Source organism: Streptococcus parasanguinis, from assembly GCF_031582885.1.
GTDB lineage: Bacteria > Bacillota > Bacilli > Lactobacillales > Streptococcaceae > Streptococcus > Streptococcus parasanguinis_M.
In genome coordinates, this window is sequence record NZ_CP133988.1 from 525,414 (window position 1) to 542,674 (window position 17,261).

Below are 17,261 nucleotides of genomic sequence, written 5' to 3' on the forward strand. Positions count from 1 at the left end.
TAAAGGTCACCACATTGTGGTGACCTTTATTTTGTTGATTCAGTTTCATGGAGAAGGAGCCAACTATGGGCAGGAATAGAAAGTTCCTTTCCTTTAGGAATAGGCGCTTGGAGGTTGGCATGAGGATAGGCAAATAACAGCTGACTATCGCTCGGATGTTGATAGGTCTGTTCTTGATCACCGATATTGACAAGAATCGTTATTTTTTCACGATCTTTCTCAATCGTGTAGATTAAATGATGATCAGACAACCATTTGACATCACAGTAGTCGCGAATCTCTTGCCCTTTTTTCAAACGAAGGAGTGGCTGTGATTTCCGATAAGCAATCAATTCTTCAAGAAAAGCAATTTCTTCTTGGCATTTTGGAAGGGATGTCCAGTCCAATTGGTTGAGACTATCTGGCAAGTTATAGGTGTTGTCTTCGAGCCCTTTTGTGCGATAAAATTCTTGACCAGCATGGATAAACGGCACTCCTTGAGCTAGTAACACTAAATGAAGAGCTAATCGTGAGAGAGCTTTTCGATCTTCTAGACGAATCTCTTTCTTTTCAAATTGGAAATAATCAAAAACAGTTGCATTGTCGTGGCATTCGACGTACTGAATGGCTTGTTGAGGTTGGGTGAAATGAGTAGGCCCTAGCTTTCCGACATTTGCAGTCAGGATATTAGCAAAATCATTTGCGGGATGTTGACTCTCACGACGGTGACCGGCTACAAGTGTTCTCTTGATCGTATCCCGGAAGTTATCACTGAAAAAGCCAAAGGCTGGTAATCGTTTCGCGTTATACTGGTGAGCGAGCTGGTCTTCAGAGAGGCCGGTATCCATCTTCCACCCTTCCCCATAGAGATAGATGTTAGGATAGATTTCACGGAGTTCTTCTGCAATCTCTGTCATGGTTTGAATGTCTAGGATTCCCATCAAATCAAAGCGAAAACCATCAAAGCCGTAGAGGGAAACCCATTGCTTGAGGGATTGCTTGATATACTGTCTCACCATGGAGCGTTCACTTGCTACGTCATTTCCACAGAAGGTTCCATTGGTCCGCTCTCCTTCTGCATTATAACGGTAGAAATAACCAGGAACGATCTGTTCAAAAGCATACTCATCTGCCTGGTAGACGTGATTGTAGACTACATCCATGATGACACTCAGATTAGCCTGGTGATAGGTGTCAATGGTGTCTTGGAGCTCTAGGATTCGCGCATAAGGATCGTTAGGGTCACTCGCATAGCTTCCTTCTGGAACATTGTATTGGACAGGATCATAACCCCAGTTGTAGGCTTTCCATTGATCCTCTTCGTCTACACTACCGAAATCGTAGACAGGAAGTAACTGTACATGGGTAATGCCCAGTTTTTGAAGGTAATCAAATCCAAGGATCTGGCCATTTAGTTGGGGCGATTCTGTTAAACCTTTAAACTTACCCGGGTGCTTAAAGCCAGCCTCTTTTTGGACAGAGAAATCCCGAACGCTCATCTCGTAGATGATCGCTTCTGTTGGATCTAATTGACGAGTGGCACGCGTGATAGGACGTGTGATCTTCTTCCGGTCGATGACCAAGCTATCTCCAGAGTTCGCTAAAGAGGATAGAGCATAGGGATCGTGAATTCGACGTTCTAGGCCATTGACACGAAACTCATAGTGGTAGGCAGCTCCTTCCCAATCTCCTTTGAGCAAGACTTCCCAGCCACCGTTTTCTGTACGATTCATCGGATAGACCTGATCCTCAATATGGAGGGTCACATTTTGAGAAATGGGTGCCCAGAATTTAAATTGCGTCTGACTTGGTGTGTAGAAACTTCCTAGATCTTCTCCACTATAGGTGAAGGTTTGATCAAAAATGGGTTTGCGAACAATTTGACCATAGTGGAGAATAGTAGAATTTCCAGCAGCATCGTAGATGGTGTACTCTTCTCCGAGTTCAAGCGGAACAGGGCTTAAGAAATAGTCTCCTGTATCAGTCGCTCCACTTGACGTTTTGACAGGGATTAAGGCAAGACGACCTTGGTTTGTTTCCAAATAAAAAGGAAGGATATGCTCCTCTCCCTTTTGGATACGAATGAGGTCTTGGTCATCTAAATAAGCAGTAAATGTAGACATAAAGACTCCTAAAGTTTCGTAATGGTATGGTCAATCAATTGACGGTAGCAAACAGTTTTTCCTTCTTTGTGATCTTTGATGATTTGAAGGATGGTCCGGACAGATTCACGCCCGAGTTCCACCGCATTGATGTCAATATAGGCTTCAATATCGAGTCGTGGCTTGATCGAATCAAAGGAAATAATCGGGATTGTCAGCTGGTGTTCTAATAGGTATTGGCGCACCCCTTCAGCAACGAGAATATCGGTCGTCATAATCGCATCTAGTTCTGTTAACGGTAGACTCTCCATCATTTGATAAGAATTATCTTCTAACATAAACCCAAATGAAAAATGAACGAGTTTTTCATCGAGAGGAATCCCTGCTTTTTGGAGGGCTTCTTTATAACCTTCGTAGCGGTCTTGAGACACAAACAGCTCTTTGTTTCCCCCGATAAAAGCAATTTTTCGGTAGTTTTGTTGAATAAAATAATCTGTTGCATCAAATGCGGCCTTGATATTGTCATTATCGACTAGCGAAACAAAAGGAGAGACCGCCTTTCCAAGGATGAGGAAGGGAAACTTGTCCTTCAGTGCAAATTCAACGAGGGGGTCATTCGGGTTGGAATAAAGGAAGATTAAACCATCCACACGGTTTCCGTAGATGAGTTGCTTGAGGTTGTCGAGCTGCCGTTCTTCGTTTTGACCTGTACAGATTTGGATGGCATAGTCATTGTCTGAAGCAATCTGGGTAATTCCTCGTAAAACAGTTGGAAAGAAAGGATTCTGATAGAAGACGTCACTATCGACTGGAAGGACTAAAGCAATGACTTGACTAGATTGGCTGACAAGACTACGAGCATTAAGATTGGGATGGTAGTCCAGCTCGACCATGGCCTTGCGGACTCGTTTTTTTGTTTCATCACTAATCGTGGATTTGTTTTGGATGACGCGCGTGACAGTAGAAGGCGCGACGCCAGCGAGTTTCGCAACATCTTTGATGGTAACACGCATGAGAAAACCTCCTAGCGGTGATAGTCTGGATCACGAAAGTGGGTCTTATAAAATACCATGGCAAGATAGAGTACAAATAAGACATTTTGGATCATGATCGTCGTAGTAAATACTTGATGGAATAGTAAACTGATGAGGACACTTAGTAAAATAGGGAGCCCCAGGCAATTCAGAATACAGTTGAAACATTCCTTGAAAGTTTGTAGTGAAAAGAGTCGAGATTTTCGTGTCAAGTAGAGGAAGAAAGAGGCCCCTAGGATGAGAATCAAATAATTGACGGTCGACAAGAAGCCAGAGAAAATCACGAGAAAGAGACTGACAGGGAGTCGATTGTCGCGGAACCAATCGCTAGAGATAGCTTGAGTGAAGCTTTTTTTATCCCGAAGGCTCTCTTGATTAATAGCCTGGTATGAGACTGTAGCGAGTTCTTTATTCTCTTTTGAGATAATCAATTGTTTGCGATCAAAATGGAGTGTTAACTCCTTGCCTTCACTAGTCTTTGCCTCTTGGCCTAAGATAACCTGTCCTTTTGAAGTCTTGTGTACAGGGTTAGTCCCTGTATAGGTGAGCTCTTGGTCTTTGATCACGACGTGTTCTTGGATATCTTTCATAACGTCTGTTGATAAAGGATCAAACACATCGCTGACAAAGGTTGTCAAAGGATAGGTTTTGAGTTGAGCATTTTGCAGAGCCACAGGTAATAGTGTGATAGAGATTAGAAAGAAAGAAGTAAAAATCATTTGGAACCAGCTCAGTTTTTTGCGGTTTGCAAAAGAAGAGCGGAAATTGAAGATACTTGCGAAATAATTAAAAGGATAGGGCATAAGATGACCTTTCTAAACATAAGAGTATCAGAAATGCAAAGAGAAATCTCTTTGATTGATTTTATTCTTAACGAAGGGTAGTAAAGCATCCACCATACTACCCTCAACTTAAAAATAAAATGTGCTTGAAATAAGATTCTATTTTATCCTTTATCTCCACCAGCTGTCAAGCCTGAAACAAAGTTCTTTTGTAGGAAGAAGAATAAGGTACAGATTGGAACCGCGATCAAAATAGCACCGGCTGCAAAGAAGGCGATTTTTTGATTTTTTTGGTCACTGATAAAGGTTTGAAGACCAACGGCTACCGTAAAGTTCACTTCGTCACGAAGCAAGAATTTAGACAAGATATAGTCTCCGAAAGGCCCCATGAAAGCCCAAAGTGCTTGAACGGCAATCATTGGACGAACAAGAGGAAGGACGATTTGCCAGAAGCGACGGAAGTGTCCAGCTCCATCCAATTTCGCAGATTCATCGAGGGAAATTGGAACAGTATCGAAGTATCCCTTCATCAACCAGGCATTCATTGGAATACCACCACCAACATAAAGGAAGATCAAGAACCAAGGTTGGTTCAAGGCATTCATCATCAAAGCCATAACGAAGAAGGCTGTGAGGGCTGCCATGGTTGGGACCATTTGGATGATCAAGAAGAAGACCAAACTTTGTTTACGCGCCAAGAAATTGTAACGGCTGTATGCGTAACCTGCGAAGGTAACGATACTTGTTTGTACAATCATGGTGATAATGGCGATAACCAAGGTGTTCATATACCAAGTGCCATAATGAGTTTCAGAGAAAAGTTTTGAGAAGTTATCAAAACTAAGATTGCCACTAAAATCAAGTGTAAAGGCACTGACATTCCCTGATTTGAAGGCTGATAGAACCGTAATCAACAATGGATAAATGATAACGATTGAAAGAACCACCATGTACAGGTAAGTCAAGAAATGATTGAGGCGGCGTTTAAATTGAACTGAATTTTTCATTTTATACATCCTCCATATCAAATGCATGTAGTTTCTTGAAGGCAATCATAGAAATTGAGATTACAATCACAGAGACAATCAAGGTAACTGCAGCAGCCATTGAATATTGAGGCGTTGAGTTCGATGTTGTCAATTTATAGATCCAAGAGATCAAGATATCTGTAGATCCAGCGTTTCCTCCGACAGAACCAGGTCCTCCATCGTTAAACAAGTAAATAATGGAGAAGTTATTAAAGTTGAAGGTGTATTGACTGATCAAGGTTGGTGCTGCAACCGCAAGGATCATTGGGAAAGTGATGTTGCGGAATTTTTGCCAACCGTTGGCACCATCAATATAAGCAGCTTCGTAAAGATCGTTTGGAATAGATTGAAGAATCCCTAAAGTCAAGACGTAGAGGTAAGGGAAACCGAGCCAACCTTGCATCATAATCAAAGCGATTTTTGTCCAAGTAGGATCAGTCTTCCAAGGAATCAAGACCCCATCTAAGAATGGGAAGATCTTTGCAAATAATGGGATAACTTGGGCGTTGATGGCCCCGACACTATCGTTAAACATATTTGAGAAAGTTAGGATCGTGATGAAGGCTGGAACAGCCCAAGGAAGCAAGAAGATAACCCCAAAGATCCGTTTTCCTTTTACGAATGGTTGGTTGGCAACAATAGCGGTCAAGATACCGAGTACGATTTGAAGAGTAGAAGCTGCGAGGGCCCAAATAAAGGTCCAACCAAGAACCGATGTGAAGGCTGAGCGGAAGGTACTCAAGGTCCACATATTAGTGAAGTTTTGGAACCCGATCCAATCAAGCAAGGCTGTTGGAGCGGTATGTTTGAAGTCGTAGTTGGTAAAGGCGATCATCAAAGTTACTAAAACTGGGAAGATAATCGCAAATGTCATAGCAATATATGAAGGAATGATCAATAAATATGGGAAGCCATTTTCATAGATGGCTTGAACCATTTCTTTTCCAGTTTTTGGAACAGCAATGCCATTGTTGATACGTTTTGCAACGGTTCCAGCATCCTTAATATTTAAGGCATAAAATAGGAAGTAAACAATGGTAATGATCAAGTGGAAGGCGCCACGAATCAAGATAAAGAGAGAATTATCTTGTCCACGGACGGTTCCAAGTGTAACCAATTTCGCTAATTCTCCAACTCCGATTCCTAGGAAATAGGCGAGAAAGAGAACAGTTACGGCAAGAAAAATATAGCCTTTGGTTTTTTGTTTGTTATAAATTTGCCCAAGACCCGGGATCAAAGAGAGCCACATAGCCTTTTTAGGGTTTTGTTCTGTAGTCATTCAAATCTCCTTATAATGTCCTTGCCAGAGAGCAAGAAGACAAGTCAGACAGTCAGTTGTGTTTGAAAATTGAACATAAGAGGTTGGGACTTTGTCTCCAACCTCTTACTCACACCTAAAAACTGTCTTATTTGCTACCGAATTTTTGTTCGATGGTTTCTTTAATCAATTTCACTGCATCGTCAGCAGATGCTTTTGCAGATTTTTTACCACTTACAGCATCGAAAAGCATAGTAGCAGCTGGATCCCAAACAGCACTCATTTCTGAGATATTTGGCATTGGTTGAGCGTTCTTGAATTGATCAACAACGGCAGTTGTCAATTCATCGTTTTTGCTAACCGCATATTTACGAGCTTCTGTGTTGGCAGGAACTTCATTGGTCTTGTCAAACAAAGCTTTTTGTTGATCAGTACTTGTCAAGAAGTCAATGAATTTTTGAGCGCCATCAAGGTTTTTCGCACCTGCAGGGATAACCCAAGCTTTACCACCACCAAAGGCAGAGTATTGTTTTCCGTTTGGAAGAGTTGGAATCGTTGCGACACCGTAGTTTACTTTAGCTTCTTTCAATGAAGCAGCTTTCCAAGGACCATCGATGATAGCAGCTGTTTTACCTTCTTGGAATTGTGTTTGGATGAAGTTAGCAGCACCTTTTGTATCTTGCAAACCTTTTGGCCATTTAGCATACCAAGTTTTTGCATATTCGATACCATCGATAGAACCTTGGTTGTTCAATCCAATATCTTTAGGATCTGTACCGTCTTTACCAAACACATAACCGCCGTTACCTGAAAGTAAACCGTAAGTGTAGTAGAAGTTTGTCCAGTCAGCTAAGAAGGCAGTTGTTTTACCAGGTTCGCTAGCGAAGTCGTACTTGCTATCTTTTGCAAGATTTTCAAGATCACCAAATGTTTTTGGAGCTTCGCTTAAAAGATCTTTGTTATAGTAGAGAACCAATGTTTCGATGACAGCAGGTGCACCGTAAACTTTACCACCGTTTGTTACAAGAGCTTCAGTTGTTTTATCTGTATGGCTATCTTTGTTTAATGTCACTTCAGCCAATTGACCATCGCTACCAAGACCACCTACACGGTCGTATGGAGCCATCATTACGTCTGGAGCTTTTTTAGATTGGTTATCAAGAGAAAGGTTATCCAATCCACCAAGAGCATCACCAGTCTTGATGTTAATTTTTACGCCATTTTCTTTTTCAAAAGCTTTTGCAGCTTCTTCAACATAAGATTTGTAGCCTTTGTCTACATAGACGTTGATTTCTTTACTTGCCTCAGAAGAACCTGATGAGTTATTGCTACAAGCAGCAAGTAAGAAGCCGGCAAAACCAACTGTACCAAGTACAGCAGCACTACGTAAAATTGTACGTTTCATGATTTATTCCTCCTAAAGAATAAAAAAAGATAATAATTAGAAACCGTTTTAGACAAACGTTTTCCTAAAACGTCTTAAGTATATCACAAGGCGAAAACGTTTGCAAGTAGTTTTAAACAATTTTTTTAAAAATATTTTAATTCCGAACTTTCTTCTATAAAATGCATCAAATTTGTTGACATTAGCCAAAGGAAAGAATACACTAAGGGGGTGAGGACATTCTGAAAAAAGTTAAAAAAGTTTTTAAGAAATCCCTTGCAGAAAATAGGGAAAAAGTTTATAATAACATGGTACGCAAACGTTTTCGCAAAAATTGCGTAAACTGAGTTGCGCCTGTTCGATTTTTAACAAAGAGTAGAGCCGCTTGAGAGCTGGATACGACTCTGCAACGATACCCATACCGTGCACCGAATCGCAGGCTTCAAAGAAATAAAAAAAGGTGGTAACCCATGAAAAAACGTCAAAGTGGTGTTTTGATGCACATTTCTTCCCTTCCTGGACAATACGGGATCGGATCATTCGGTCAATCAGCATATGATTTTGTTGATTTCCTCGTTCGGACCAAGCAACGTTACTGGCAAATCTTGCCGCTTGGTACAACTAGTTATGGAGATTCTCCATACCAATCTTTCTCAGCTTTTGCTGGGAACACTCATTTTATTGATTTCGATCTTTTGATTGAACGAGGTTTGTTGACAGAAGCAGATCTTAAAGGAGTGGACTTTGGTCAAGATCCTACTCAAGTGGATTATGCAAAGGTTTTCGAACAACGTCGTCCGCTACTTGAAAAAGCCGTTGCGAACTTCTTGAAATCAGGTGATCAAAAAGAATTCCAAGCCTTTTGCGAAGCCAATGCTTCTTGGTTGGAACTATTTGCAGAATACATGGCTATCAAAGAACACTTTGATTTAAAAGCCTGGACAGAATGGCCAGATGCAGCTATTCGTGCACGTGAACCAAAAGCTTTGGCTCAATACCGTGAAGAATTGGCGGATCAATTGACTTACCATCGTGTGACTCAATTCTTCTTCTTCCAACAATGGTTGGCCTTGAAAGCTTATGCCAATGACCATCACATTGAAATCGTCGGAGATATGCCAATCTATGTAGCGGAAGATTCAAGTGACATGTGGGCGAACCCTCATCTCTTCAAAACAGATAAAAACGGGAAAGCGACTTGCATCGCAGGATGCCCGCCAGATGAATTCTCAGCAACTGGTCAACTTTGGGGGAACCCAATCTATGACTGGGAAGCAATGGACAAAGATGGCTACCAATGGTGGATTGAACGCTTGCGTGAAAGCTTCAAGATCTACGACATCGTTCGAATCGACCACTTCCGTGGTTTTGAGTCTTACTGGGAAATCCCTGCTGGATCAGATACAGCAGCACCAGGTAAATGGGTTAAAGGTCCTGGCTACAAACTCTTTGCAGCCGTGAAGGAAGAGCTCGGTGATTTGAACATCATCGCTGAGGACCTTGGCTTTATGACGGATGAAGTTATTGAGCTTCGCGAACTTACTGGTTTCCCAGGAATGAAGATTCTTCAATTCGCCTTCAATCCTGACGATGAAAGTATCGATAGCCCTCACTTGGCACCAAACAACTCTGTGATGTACACTGGAACACATGATAACAACACAGTTCTTGGATGGTACCGCAATGAAATCGACGATCCAACTCGTGAGTATCTTGCTCGTTATACCAACCGGAAAGAGTACGAATCTGTACCGCATGCTATGCTTCGCACCGTCTTTGCTTCCGTCAGCTTCATGGCGATTGCTACGATGCAAGACTTGCTTGAGTTAGATGGCTCAGCTCGGATGAACTTCCCATCTACTCTCGGTGGTAACTGGTCATGGCGTATGACAGAGGATCAATTGACACCGGCTGTTGAGCAAGAATTGCTTGATTTCACTACGATCTATCGTCGTGAAAACAAAGACTTGAAAGAAGTTAAGAAAGCAGAAAAATAATCATTTTAGAAAATTTGCTGATTTCAGCAAACTTCCCCCTATTAAATTGTTGAAACAAAGGAGATACCCAACATGGAATCATTGCAAAAATATGTGATTGATCATCAGCAAAAAACAATTGCAGAATGTTCAAATGAAGAATTGTACATTGCTTTGCTTAATTACACCAAGCAAGCAAGTGCTCAAAAGAAATTGAATACTGGTAAGAAAAAAGTTTACTACATCTCAGCTGAGTTCTTGATCGGTAAACTCTTGTCTAATAACTTGATCAACTTGGGTCTTTACGACGATGTTAAAAAAGAATTGTCAGATGCTGGTAAAGACTTGATCGAAGTAGAAGAAGTGGAATTGGAACCATCACTTGGTAATGGTGGTTTGGGACGTTTGGCAGCCTGCTTTATCGACTCTATCTCAAGCCTTGGTTTGACAGGGGATGGGGTTGGTTTGAACTACCACTTTGGTTTGTTCCAACAAGTCCTTAAAAACAACCAACAAGAAACGATTCCAAATGCATGGTTGACTGACCAAAGCTGGCTCGTTCGTTCAAGCCGTAGCTACCAAGTGCCATTTGCACACTTCACATTGACTTCTACCCTTTATGATATCGATGTCCCTGGTTACAAGATTGAAACCAAGAACCGTTTGCGTTTGTTCGACTTGGATTCAGTTGATTCATCTATTATTGAAGATGGTATTAACTTTGACAAGACAGATATCGCTCGCAACTTGACCCTCTTCTTGTACCCAGATGATAGTAACCGTCAAGGGGAATTGCTCCGTATCTTCCAACAATACTTCATGGTATCAAACGGTGCACAATTGATCATCGACGAAGCCATCGAAAAAGGAAGCAACTTGCATGACCTTGCTGACTATGCTGTTGTCCAAATCAACGATACTCACCCATCAATGGTCATCCCTGAATTGATCCGTCTTTTGACAGAACGTGGTATTGGAATGGATGAAGCCATCTCTATCGTTCGTAGCATGACGGCTTACACTAACCACACAATCCTTGCAGAAGCCCTTGAAAAATGGCCACTTGAATTTTTGCAAGAAGTGGTTCCTCACTTGGTTCCAATCATTGAAGAATTGGACCGCCGTGTTCGCGCTGAATACAAAGATCCAGCTGTTCAAATCATCGATGAGAATGATCGCGTACACATGGCGCACATGGATATCCACTATGGATTTAGCGTAAACGGGGTAGCAGCACTTCACACAGAAATCTTGAAGAATTCTGAGTTGAAAGCCTTCTACGACATTTACCCTGAAAAATTCAACAACAAAACAAACGGTATCACATTCCGTCGTTGGCTCATGCATGCCAACCCAACCTTGTCACACTACTTGGATGATATCCTCGGACGTGACTGGCACCATGACGCATCTAAATTGGAAGACCTTCTTTCTTATGAAGATAAAGATGCAGTCAAAGCAAAATTGGAAAACATCAAGTCTCACAACAAACGGAAATTGGCTCGTTTCTTGAAAGACCATCAAGGTGTGGAAATCAATCCTAACTCTATCTTTGATACCCAAATCAAACGTCTCCACGAATACAAACGTCAACAAATGAACGCTTTGTATGTGATCCACAAATACTTGGACATCAAAGCTGGAAATATCCCTGCTCGCCCAATCACTGTTCTCTTTGGTGGTAAAGCAGCTCCTGCCTACACCATTGCACAAGATATTATCCACTTGATCCTTTGCTTGTCTGAAGTGATTGCAAACGATCCAGCAGTAGCTCCACACTTGCAAGTCGTTATGGTAGAAAACTACAACGTGACTGCTGCAAGCTACTTGATTCCAGCTAGCGATATTTCTGAGCAAATCTCCCTTGCTTCTAAGGAAGCTTCAGGTACTGGTAACATGAAATTCATGTTGAATGGTGCGTTAACACTTGGTACGATGGATGGAGCAAACGTGGAAATCGCTGAATTGGTTGGACGTGACAACATCTACATCTTCGGTGAAGATTCAGAAACTGTAATCGATCTATATGAGAAATCAGCATACAAATCAGCGGACTTCTATGAACGTGAAGCTATCAAACCATTGGTAGACTTCATTATCAGCGATGCCGTTCTTGCAGTTGGTAACAAGGAACGCTTGACTCGTCTTCACAAGGAATTGATCAACAAAGACTGGTTCATGACTCTTCTTGACTTGGAAGACTACATTGTAACCAAAGAACGCATGTTGGCTGATTACGAAGACCGTGATGCATGGTTGGATCAAGTTATCGTAAACATTGCTAAAGCAGGATTCTTCTCATCTGACCGTACGATCGCTCAGTACAATGAAGATATCTGGCACTTAAACTAATCATTAGTTGTTAGACCAAGGTCCATAAGACCTTGGTCTTTTTCATTACTTCTCATTTGGGAGAAGAAATGGAGCTAGTTTAGGGAATGGACACTCTGCAAAAAGTGTTGTTTTTTTGAATTTTGCAACCCCTAAAGGGAAAAAATTACATAATTTTTATTTCAGTCTTCAAATCTAATTTATTGGTATAAAAAAATACTTCCCTTTAAAAAGCCTTTCGGTGAAATTTATAAAAAGAGAAAGTGTCTTAAAAACCCTTGAAAATAAAGGATTTTTTCACAGGCGTTTGCATATATTTTCAACTAAAGATGGGGAAGGCAAGGAAAGTTTGGGGATTCAAGTTGTTATATATTTAAAGTAAAATAAAAAATTAAATTGACAAATATATAAAAATGGTTGATTGTGATACAATGAAGTTAACTGGAAGTAGCATATTTTTGCCTCTACAGTGAGATTTTTTTAAACAAAAAAGGAGAGTTTTGAAAATGAAAAGCTATCGTGAACATGTTTCGAAGCAGGAAAAATTTTCAATTCGTAAGTTATCAGTCGGTGTTGTTTCATTGGCCATCGCTGGATTGGCTACTGTTAATACCTACGGAGCAGAAGTGAAAGCAGATGAAGCAACAGCGCCTGCAACTGAAGCGACTACTACGGATACAGCAACAAGCGATGCAGCTGTTGCAACAAGTTCTAAGTTGACATCTACAACTGTGACAGAAGGAAATAAAACAGTTACGACTACTTATGTAGAATCACCAGAGCTTGAAAAAGCCAAAGCTGATGCAGCTACAGAAGGTGTGACCGTTACAGAAGAAGCTGAAAAAGTCCAACCATCTATCGCAGCAGCAGAAGCAGATAATAAAGCTCAAACAGCTGAAATCAACACAGTAGTTGAAAACCACAAGAAGGAAAAAGCAGCTTATGAAGCAAAATCTCAAGAAATCACATTGATTGAAAAGAGAAATGCGGAAGCAGAAGCAGATTATCAAAAGAAAGTAGCAGAGTACAATCAGCAAAAGGCAGCTTATGATAAAGCTTTAGAAGAGTACAATGCTAAAAAGGCAGCTTATGATGCCAAAGTAGCAGAAAAAGCAGCAGCGGATAAGGCTAATGCAGAAGCAAAAGCTAAGTATGATGCAGAAATGGCTGTTTATAATGCAGCTAAAGCACAATACGATAAAGATTTACAAGAGTACCAAGCTAAGAAAGCTCAGTACGATAAAGATAAAGAAGCTTATGATCAATTGGTAGCGAAGAAGGCAGAAGAAGATGCTGCCAAGGCTCAATACGAAGCTGATCTTAAAAAGTACAATGTTGAAAAAGCACAGTACGAAAATGATTATATTGCTTATCAAAAGAAATTAGCTGAATACGAAATTGCCAAAAAACAATATACGGACGCGAAACAAGCATACGACAAATATATGACAGACAATGCGTATGCTGACCTTAAAAATGTTTCAACTGTTCAAGATTTGACCTTCCAACGTGAAGGTGGTGCAACTCACACCATTGACGGCATCAGCACTTATCTTACTCGTGATGCTCAAGCTCGTTTAAATACAAGCAATGTCCATCAATATGATTCCAATAAATTGGAAGCTTCAGATATTGTAGCGACTAGTCCTTGGGCCAATAATGAAACTGAGTACATTCAAGTGAAGGAAGGCGATAAATTTGTCGTTACTTATGATAACTTGAATCAGTCCAGCATGCGTGAAAATACGGATATGCATCCAATCAAACGTGTGATTTACCGTTATGAGATTTTAAGTCTTCCATCAAATGATGGCAAAGGGATTGCAGCAGTCAACGCAGATCCAACGGTAACCATGACAGTGGGTGCTTCAACAGACCAAGACAAACCTGTTAAGGTTGCTGTCGATGTTGAATTCTATGATGGTGATGGCAATAAATTTGATTTGACTCAACGCAATGCCATTGTCGCTTTGAACTCGCTCAACCACTGGACAGGTGCTTCCTATGTCGATAGTGGAGACAAACCTCGTGCCCTTACAGTAGAAGCCAAAGATAAAGAAGGTAACACCGTTCGTGGAACTTGGGATCCATATGCAGATGGTTCATCTATGAGCATTGAAAATAATGCAGTTGCTGTTAAAAATGGAACAGCTGACTTTGGTACTGCTGATGTGACGATCTCTGCTGAAAACCCAATTAAGATTGTGGCTCAAAAAGCAACATGGAATGGCAGCGAATTCACAGTTAGTGAAGAAACCGTTATTGATGCAACATCTGTTAATGCTTCAGGTGGAGGGAATGGTCATTCTATCGGTACAGTTGAATATACATATAAAGAAAAAGAAGGTGATAAGGAAAAAGACGATGTTCTCGGTTCTTATACGATTGATCCAACTTCAGGACATATCATCTTTACTCCTAAGAAGAAATTTGAAAACGTGAAGCACCAAGAGTCTGTAAATATTGGAGATAATAAATTTATTAAAATTCCAAACTCAAGTGTTTCTTATGATGCGGCTACTAAAGAAGTAACTTCCCCTACAGATAACCAATATATTGAGCATGGTTCCGTCTTTAATGGAGAATCTTCAGCAACTCTTGAAGGTTGGGATAATCCATCTTCTCCGTACCTCTATTATGGTGGAGCAGGCTTGAAGATGTCAGATGGACACTTAGTCTTTACGGCTAATGGTGCCAATGCGGCTGGTCAACCAACGGTTTACTGGTTTGCCATCAACTCAAATGTAGGTCTTCCTAAAGAGCCAGGAGAAGAACCGAAAGAGCCAACAAAACCAACAGAACCAAAGGCGCCAACTCCACCAACGATTACAGTGGAAAATCTACCTGCAGAGCCAACGAAACCAGAAGAACCTAAATCACCAACTCCGCCAACAGCACCTAACTACACTGTGATTACGGTCGATGTGGAGGAACCAAAAGCTCCAACTCCACCAAAAGCTCCAACCCCACCGACTCCTGAAGTCGTTCCAAATACGAATCCGGTGAAACCGGAATCTGAAGTGAAATGGCATAAGAATAAAGTGGTAACGGAAACAGATATTCCAACCCCACCAACACCAGTTCCTCCAACTCCATACAACCCACCAACACCAATTGTTCCACCTACACCAATCGTTCCACCAACTCCAGAGGTTCCAACCGAACCAACTCCTGAAGTTCCGGAACAGCCTGTACAACCTGCGCAACCACAAACACCCGCGCTTCCAAATACAGGTACAGAAAGCTCAGCTGCAGCTGTTCTTGCAGGTGCGATGGCTGGATTGCTTGGATTGGGTCTTGCACGCAAGAAAAAAGAAGATTAATTCTTGTTTCTTTCGTTCATTCATCTAAATAAAGAAAGTCAGAAGGCAAGTCCTTCTGGCTTTTTTGATGGAGTGATGACCAAATAGTTGAGAAATAGAACAGAATAGTTTTTGGATGAGGAGAGGAAATGGCTTTTATAGACCAAATCGTGTCCAAATGAAGCAGAATAGAAATGGATGACACAAGAAGAAGAGAATGAGGTATACTGGTGGTGTTCGAATGAAAGTTTATAGGACTCCGTTATATCTCTAATCATTCCAATGATACAATTGCGATGGCTTTTCATCTTTTGTACACATTACTTTTCCAAATGAATTTCATTTGAACGTGTCAGTGATCAGGCAAGTGCTTCCACGGTTTTGAGGCGCTTGCCTTTCTATCTGTATCGCGATATAATAGTGTGTAAGAATTGAAAAGGAGTTTGTATGAAAAAGAAACCTATCTATCTTTACATCCTGTTATTTTTCTCTACGGTTGGAACCCTGACTTCAGCTGTCTCAACCTTTGGAGCTTCAAAGAGTTTTGAGTTGACAGATGATTTTGCGAAACAACTTGGTTTAACAACGGCTCAAGACAAGGCTGACTATGTGACATATTATGAGAAATCAGCCCAACTCAATCAGTCTCCATTAACCTTTTTATTTGTTTCTCTGATTCTGATTGCTTTGCTGGCAACTTTCTATTTCCTCTTTATGAAGCAGGATCTGTTGACAGCACATTATACTTATATGGGGCAGATTTTGTTAAGTCAAGCCTTCTCTTGCTATAATTATTTTGCAGGGCGTCCACTATTAGCTAGTTTTTCAACCCCGTCCCTTCGCCAACGATATCTGGCATCTTCGTCCATTGCTTTGTTACTCTTGACTGCTTTATCTCTTCTCTTCCTTGGAATTGTTTTGTATAAAACCTTGCGTTTGAGAAAAGCTCAAGCTAGGGCATAATAGATAAGTTTGAATGGAGCTCTCTTAGAGGATAAGAGAGCTTCTTGATTGGAGAAAAAAGATGAAAGTATCCTTTGTTTATATTAGTCTGAGTGGAAATACAGAGAGTTTTGTCAGTCGCTTAAGTGACTATTTGCTGGAAGTCCATCCCGGACTTGAAATCGAGAAAGTTCATGTGAAAGACCTGGTCAAAGAGGGCCAGCCCTTCTTTGAAATGACCAATCCTTTTATTACTTTTTTGCCAACCTATTTGGAGGGTGGAAATGGTGTTGACAATGGCGATGTGGAAATTTTGACGACAGATGTTGCGGATTTTATTGCTTACGGAGCCAACGCTAGCAAGTGTTTAGGAGTGGTTGGGTCAGGCAATCGGAATTTTAACAATCAATATTGTTTAACCGCTAAGCAATATAGCCAACGCTTTGGTTTCCCTATGTTAGCCGATTTTGAAATGCGGGGGATGTTGGGAGATATTAAAAAAGTAGCGGCCATTGTAGAAGATTTGTATCATCTTTAAAATAAAGAGAGTGGGACAGAAATCGGTAATTCGTTAGAATTCGATTTCGTCGTCCCACCTCCGCACAGTTGAGTAGGGCTGTAAAAGCTGATGAAATCAGCGTAGTAGAGCCCACTCAACCACTGCGTCTTGCTCGACAATCCAAAAATAATTGAGAGGCTAGGACTTTTGTCCCAGCCTCTTATTTGTTGCGACTGAATAGAAGAGGAGTCACATTTTATATGACTCCTCTTCTATGGCTTATTTTAATTTTTCTGTGATTTCTTTAGCAAGTAGGAGTCCCAATCGATAGTCTTTATTGATGGCATGGATGACATCGTTGATATTGTCGGTCTCTTGGATTTTTTTCTTGATGCTATCTTTGAAAAATTGATCTTTCAAGAGTTGTTCTTGTAAGAGCCGTTGTAGTTTTTCTCTTTCGTACTTGTTGAATAAAAAGAGGACCACTAAACTGATGAGGATTAAGATGTAAACGGTTTGATTCATAGATTTCTCCTGTATATAAAGGATTTGAAAATGTAGAGAATGAAGGGCATTAGGCATGAGAAAAGGAGTGAGAAAGAACTAAATTGAATCGCATTTAGTTTCTCCTCTCACTCCCATAT

At 40.9% G+C, this 17,261-nt stretch carries 12 protein-coding genes; 5 read left to right on the forward strand and 7 right to left on the reverse strand.

Annotated features, from left to right (window positions below; all coding sequences use genetic code 11):
• Window positions 1-26: 26 nt before the first annotated feature.
• The 6 genes from pulA to RDV49_RS02725 all read right to left on the reverse strand — a co-directional run bounded on the left by pulA (window position 27) and on the right by RDV49_RS02725 (window position 7,588).
• Window positions 27-2,102, reverse strand: coding sequence for a type I pullulanase (gene pulA / locus RDV49_RS02700; RefSeq protein WP_003009151.1), 2,076 nt, complete (start codon window positions 2,100-2,102; stop codon window positions 27-29).
• A gap of 8 nt (window positions 2,103-2,110) precedes the next feature.
• The gene (locus tag RDV49_RS02705) at window positions 2,111-3,094 is read right to left on the reverse strand and encodes a LacI family DNA-binding transcriptional regulator (protein ID WP_003009149.1); all 984 of its coding nucleotides are present in this window, start codon (window positions 3,092-3,094) and stop codon (window positions 2,111-2,113) included.
• Window positions 3,095-3,105: 11 nt separating this feature from the next.
• A complete protein-coding gene (locus tag RDV49_RS02710) occupies window positions 3,106-3,918 on the reverse strand; it encodes a DUF1189 family protein (protein WP_003009147.1) in 813 nt (270 codons plus the stop codon).
• Window positions 3,919-4,061: 143 nt separating this feature from the next.
• Window positions 4,062-4,904 (reverse strand): sugar ABC transporter permease, encoded by an 843-nt coding sequence (locus tag RDV49_RS02715; protein WP_037608156.1) that lies wholly within the window; start codon window positions 4,902-4,904, stop codon window positions 4,062-4,064.
• 1 nt (window position 4,905) lies between these two features.
• Window positions 4,906-6,204, reverse strand: a complete 1,299-nt coding sequence (locus RDV49_RS02720; RefSeq protein WP_003009143.1) for a carbohydrate ABC transporter permease — start codon at window positions 6,202-6,204, stop codon at window positions 4,906-4,908.
• A gap of 127 nt (window positions 6,205-6,331) precedes the next feature.
• Complete coding sequence (locus RDV49_RS02725; protein ID WP_003009142.1) at window positions 6,332-7,588, reverse strand: extracellular solute-binding protein; 1,257 nt, start codon at window positions 7,586-7,588, stop codon at window positions 6,332-6,334.
• Window positions 7,589-8,037: 449 nt separating this feature from the next.
• Here RDV49_RS02725 and malQ point away from each other — a divergent pair, with 449 nt between their 5' ends.
• The 5 genes from malQ to nrdI all read left to right on the forward strand — a co-directional run bounded on the left by malQ (window position 8,038) and on the right by nrdI (window position 16,656).
• Window positions 8,038-9,564, forward strand: a complete 1,527-nt coding sequence (gene malQ / locus RDV49_RS02730; RefSeq protein ID WP_003009141.1) for a 4-alpha-glucanotransferase — start codon at window positions 8,038-8,040, stop codon at window positions 9,562-9,564.
• A 72-nt stretch (window positions 9,565-9,636) separates the two neighbouring features.
• Window positions 9,637-11,895, forward strand: coding sequence for a glycogen/starch/alpha-glucan family phosphorylase (gene glgP / locus RDV49_RS02735; protein WP_003009139.1), 2,259 nt, complete (start codon window positions 9,637-9,639; stop codon window positions 11,893-11,895).
• A gap of 485 nt (window positions 11,896-12,380) precedes the next feature.
• Window positions 12,381-15,197, forward strand: coding sequence for a GbpC/Spa domain-containing protein (locus RDV49_RS02740; RefSeq protein WP_003009136.1), 2,817 nt, complete (start codon window positions 12,381-12,383; stop codon window positions 15,195-15,197).
• Between the two features lie 426 nt (window positions 15,198-15,623).
• The gene (locus RDV49_RS02745) at window positions 15,624-16,139 is read left to right on the forward strand and encodes an ABC transporter permease (protein WP_003009132.1); all 516 of its coding nucleotides are present in this window, start codon (window positions 15,624-15,626) and stop codon (window positions 16,137-16,139) included.
• A gap of 61 nt (window positions 16,140-16,200) precedes the next feature.
• Entirely contained in the window at window positions 16,201-16,656 is a 456-nt protein-coding gene (gene nrdI, locus RDV49_RS02750) for a class Ib ribonucleoside-diphosphate reductase assembly flavoprotein NrdI (RefSeq protein ID WP_003009131.1), read from the forward strand.
• A 240-nt stretch (window positions 16,657-16,896) separates the two neighbouring features.
• Here nrdI and RDV49_RS02755 read toward each other — a convergent pair whose 3' ends face one another.
• Window positions 16,897-17,142, reverse strand: coding sequence for a hypothetical protein (locus RDV49_RS02755; protein ID WP_037608154.1), 246 nt, complete (start codon window positions 17,140-17,142; stop codon window positions 16,897-16,899).
• Window positions 17,143-17,261: the final 119 nt, after the last annotated feature.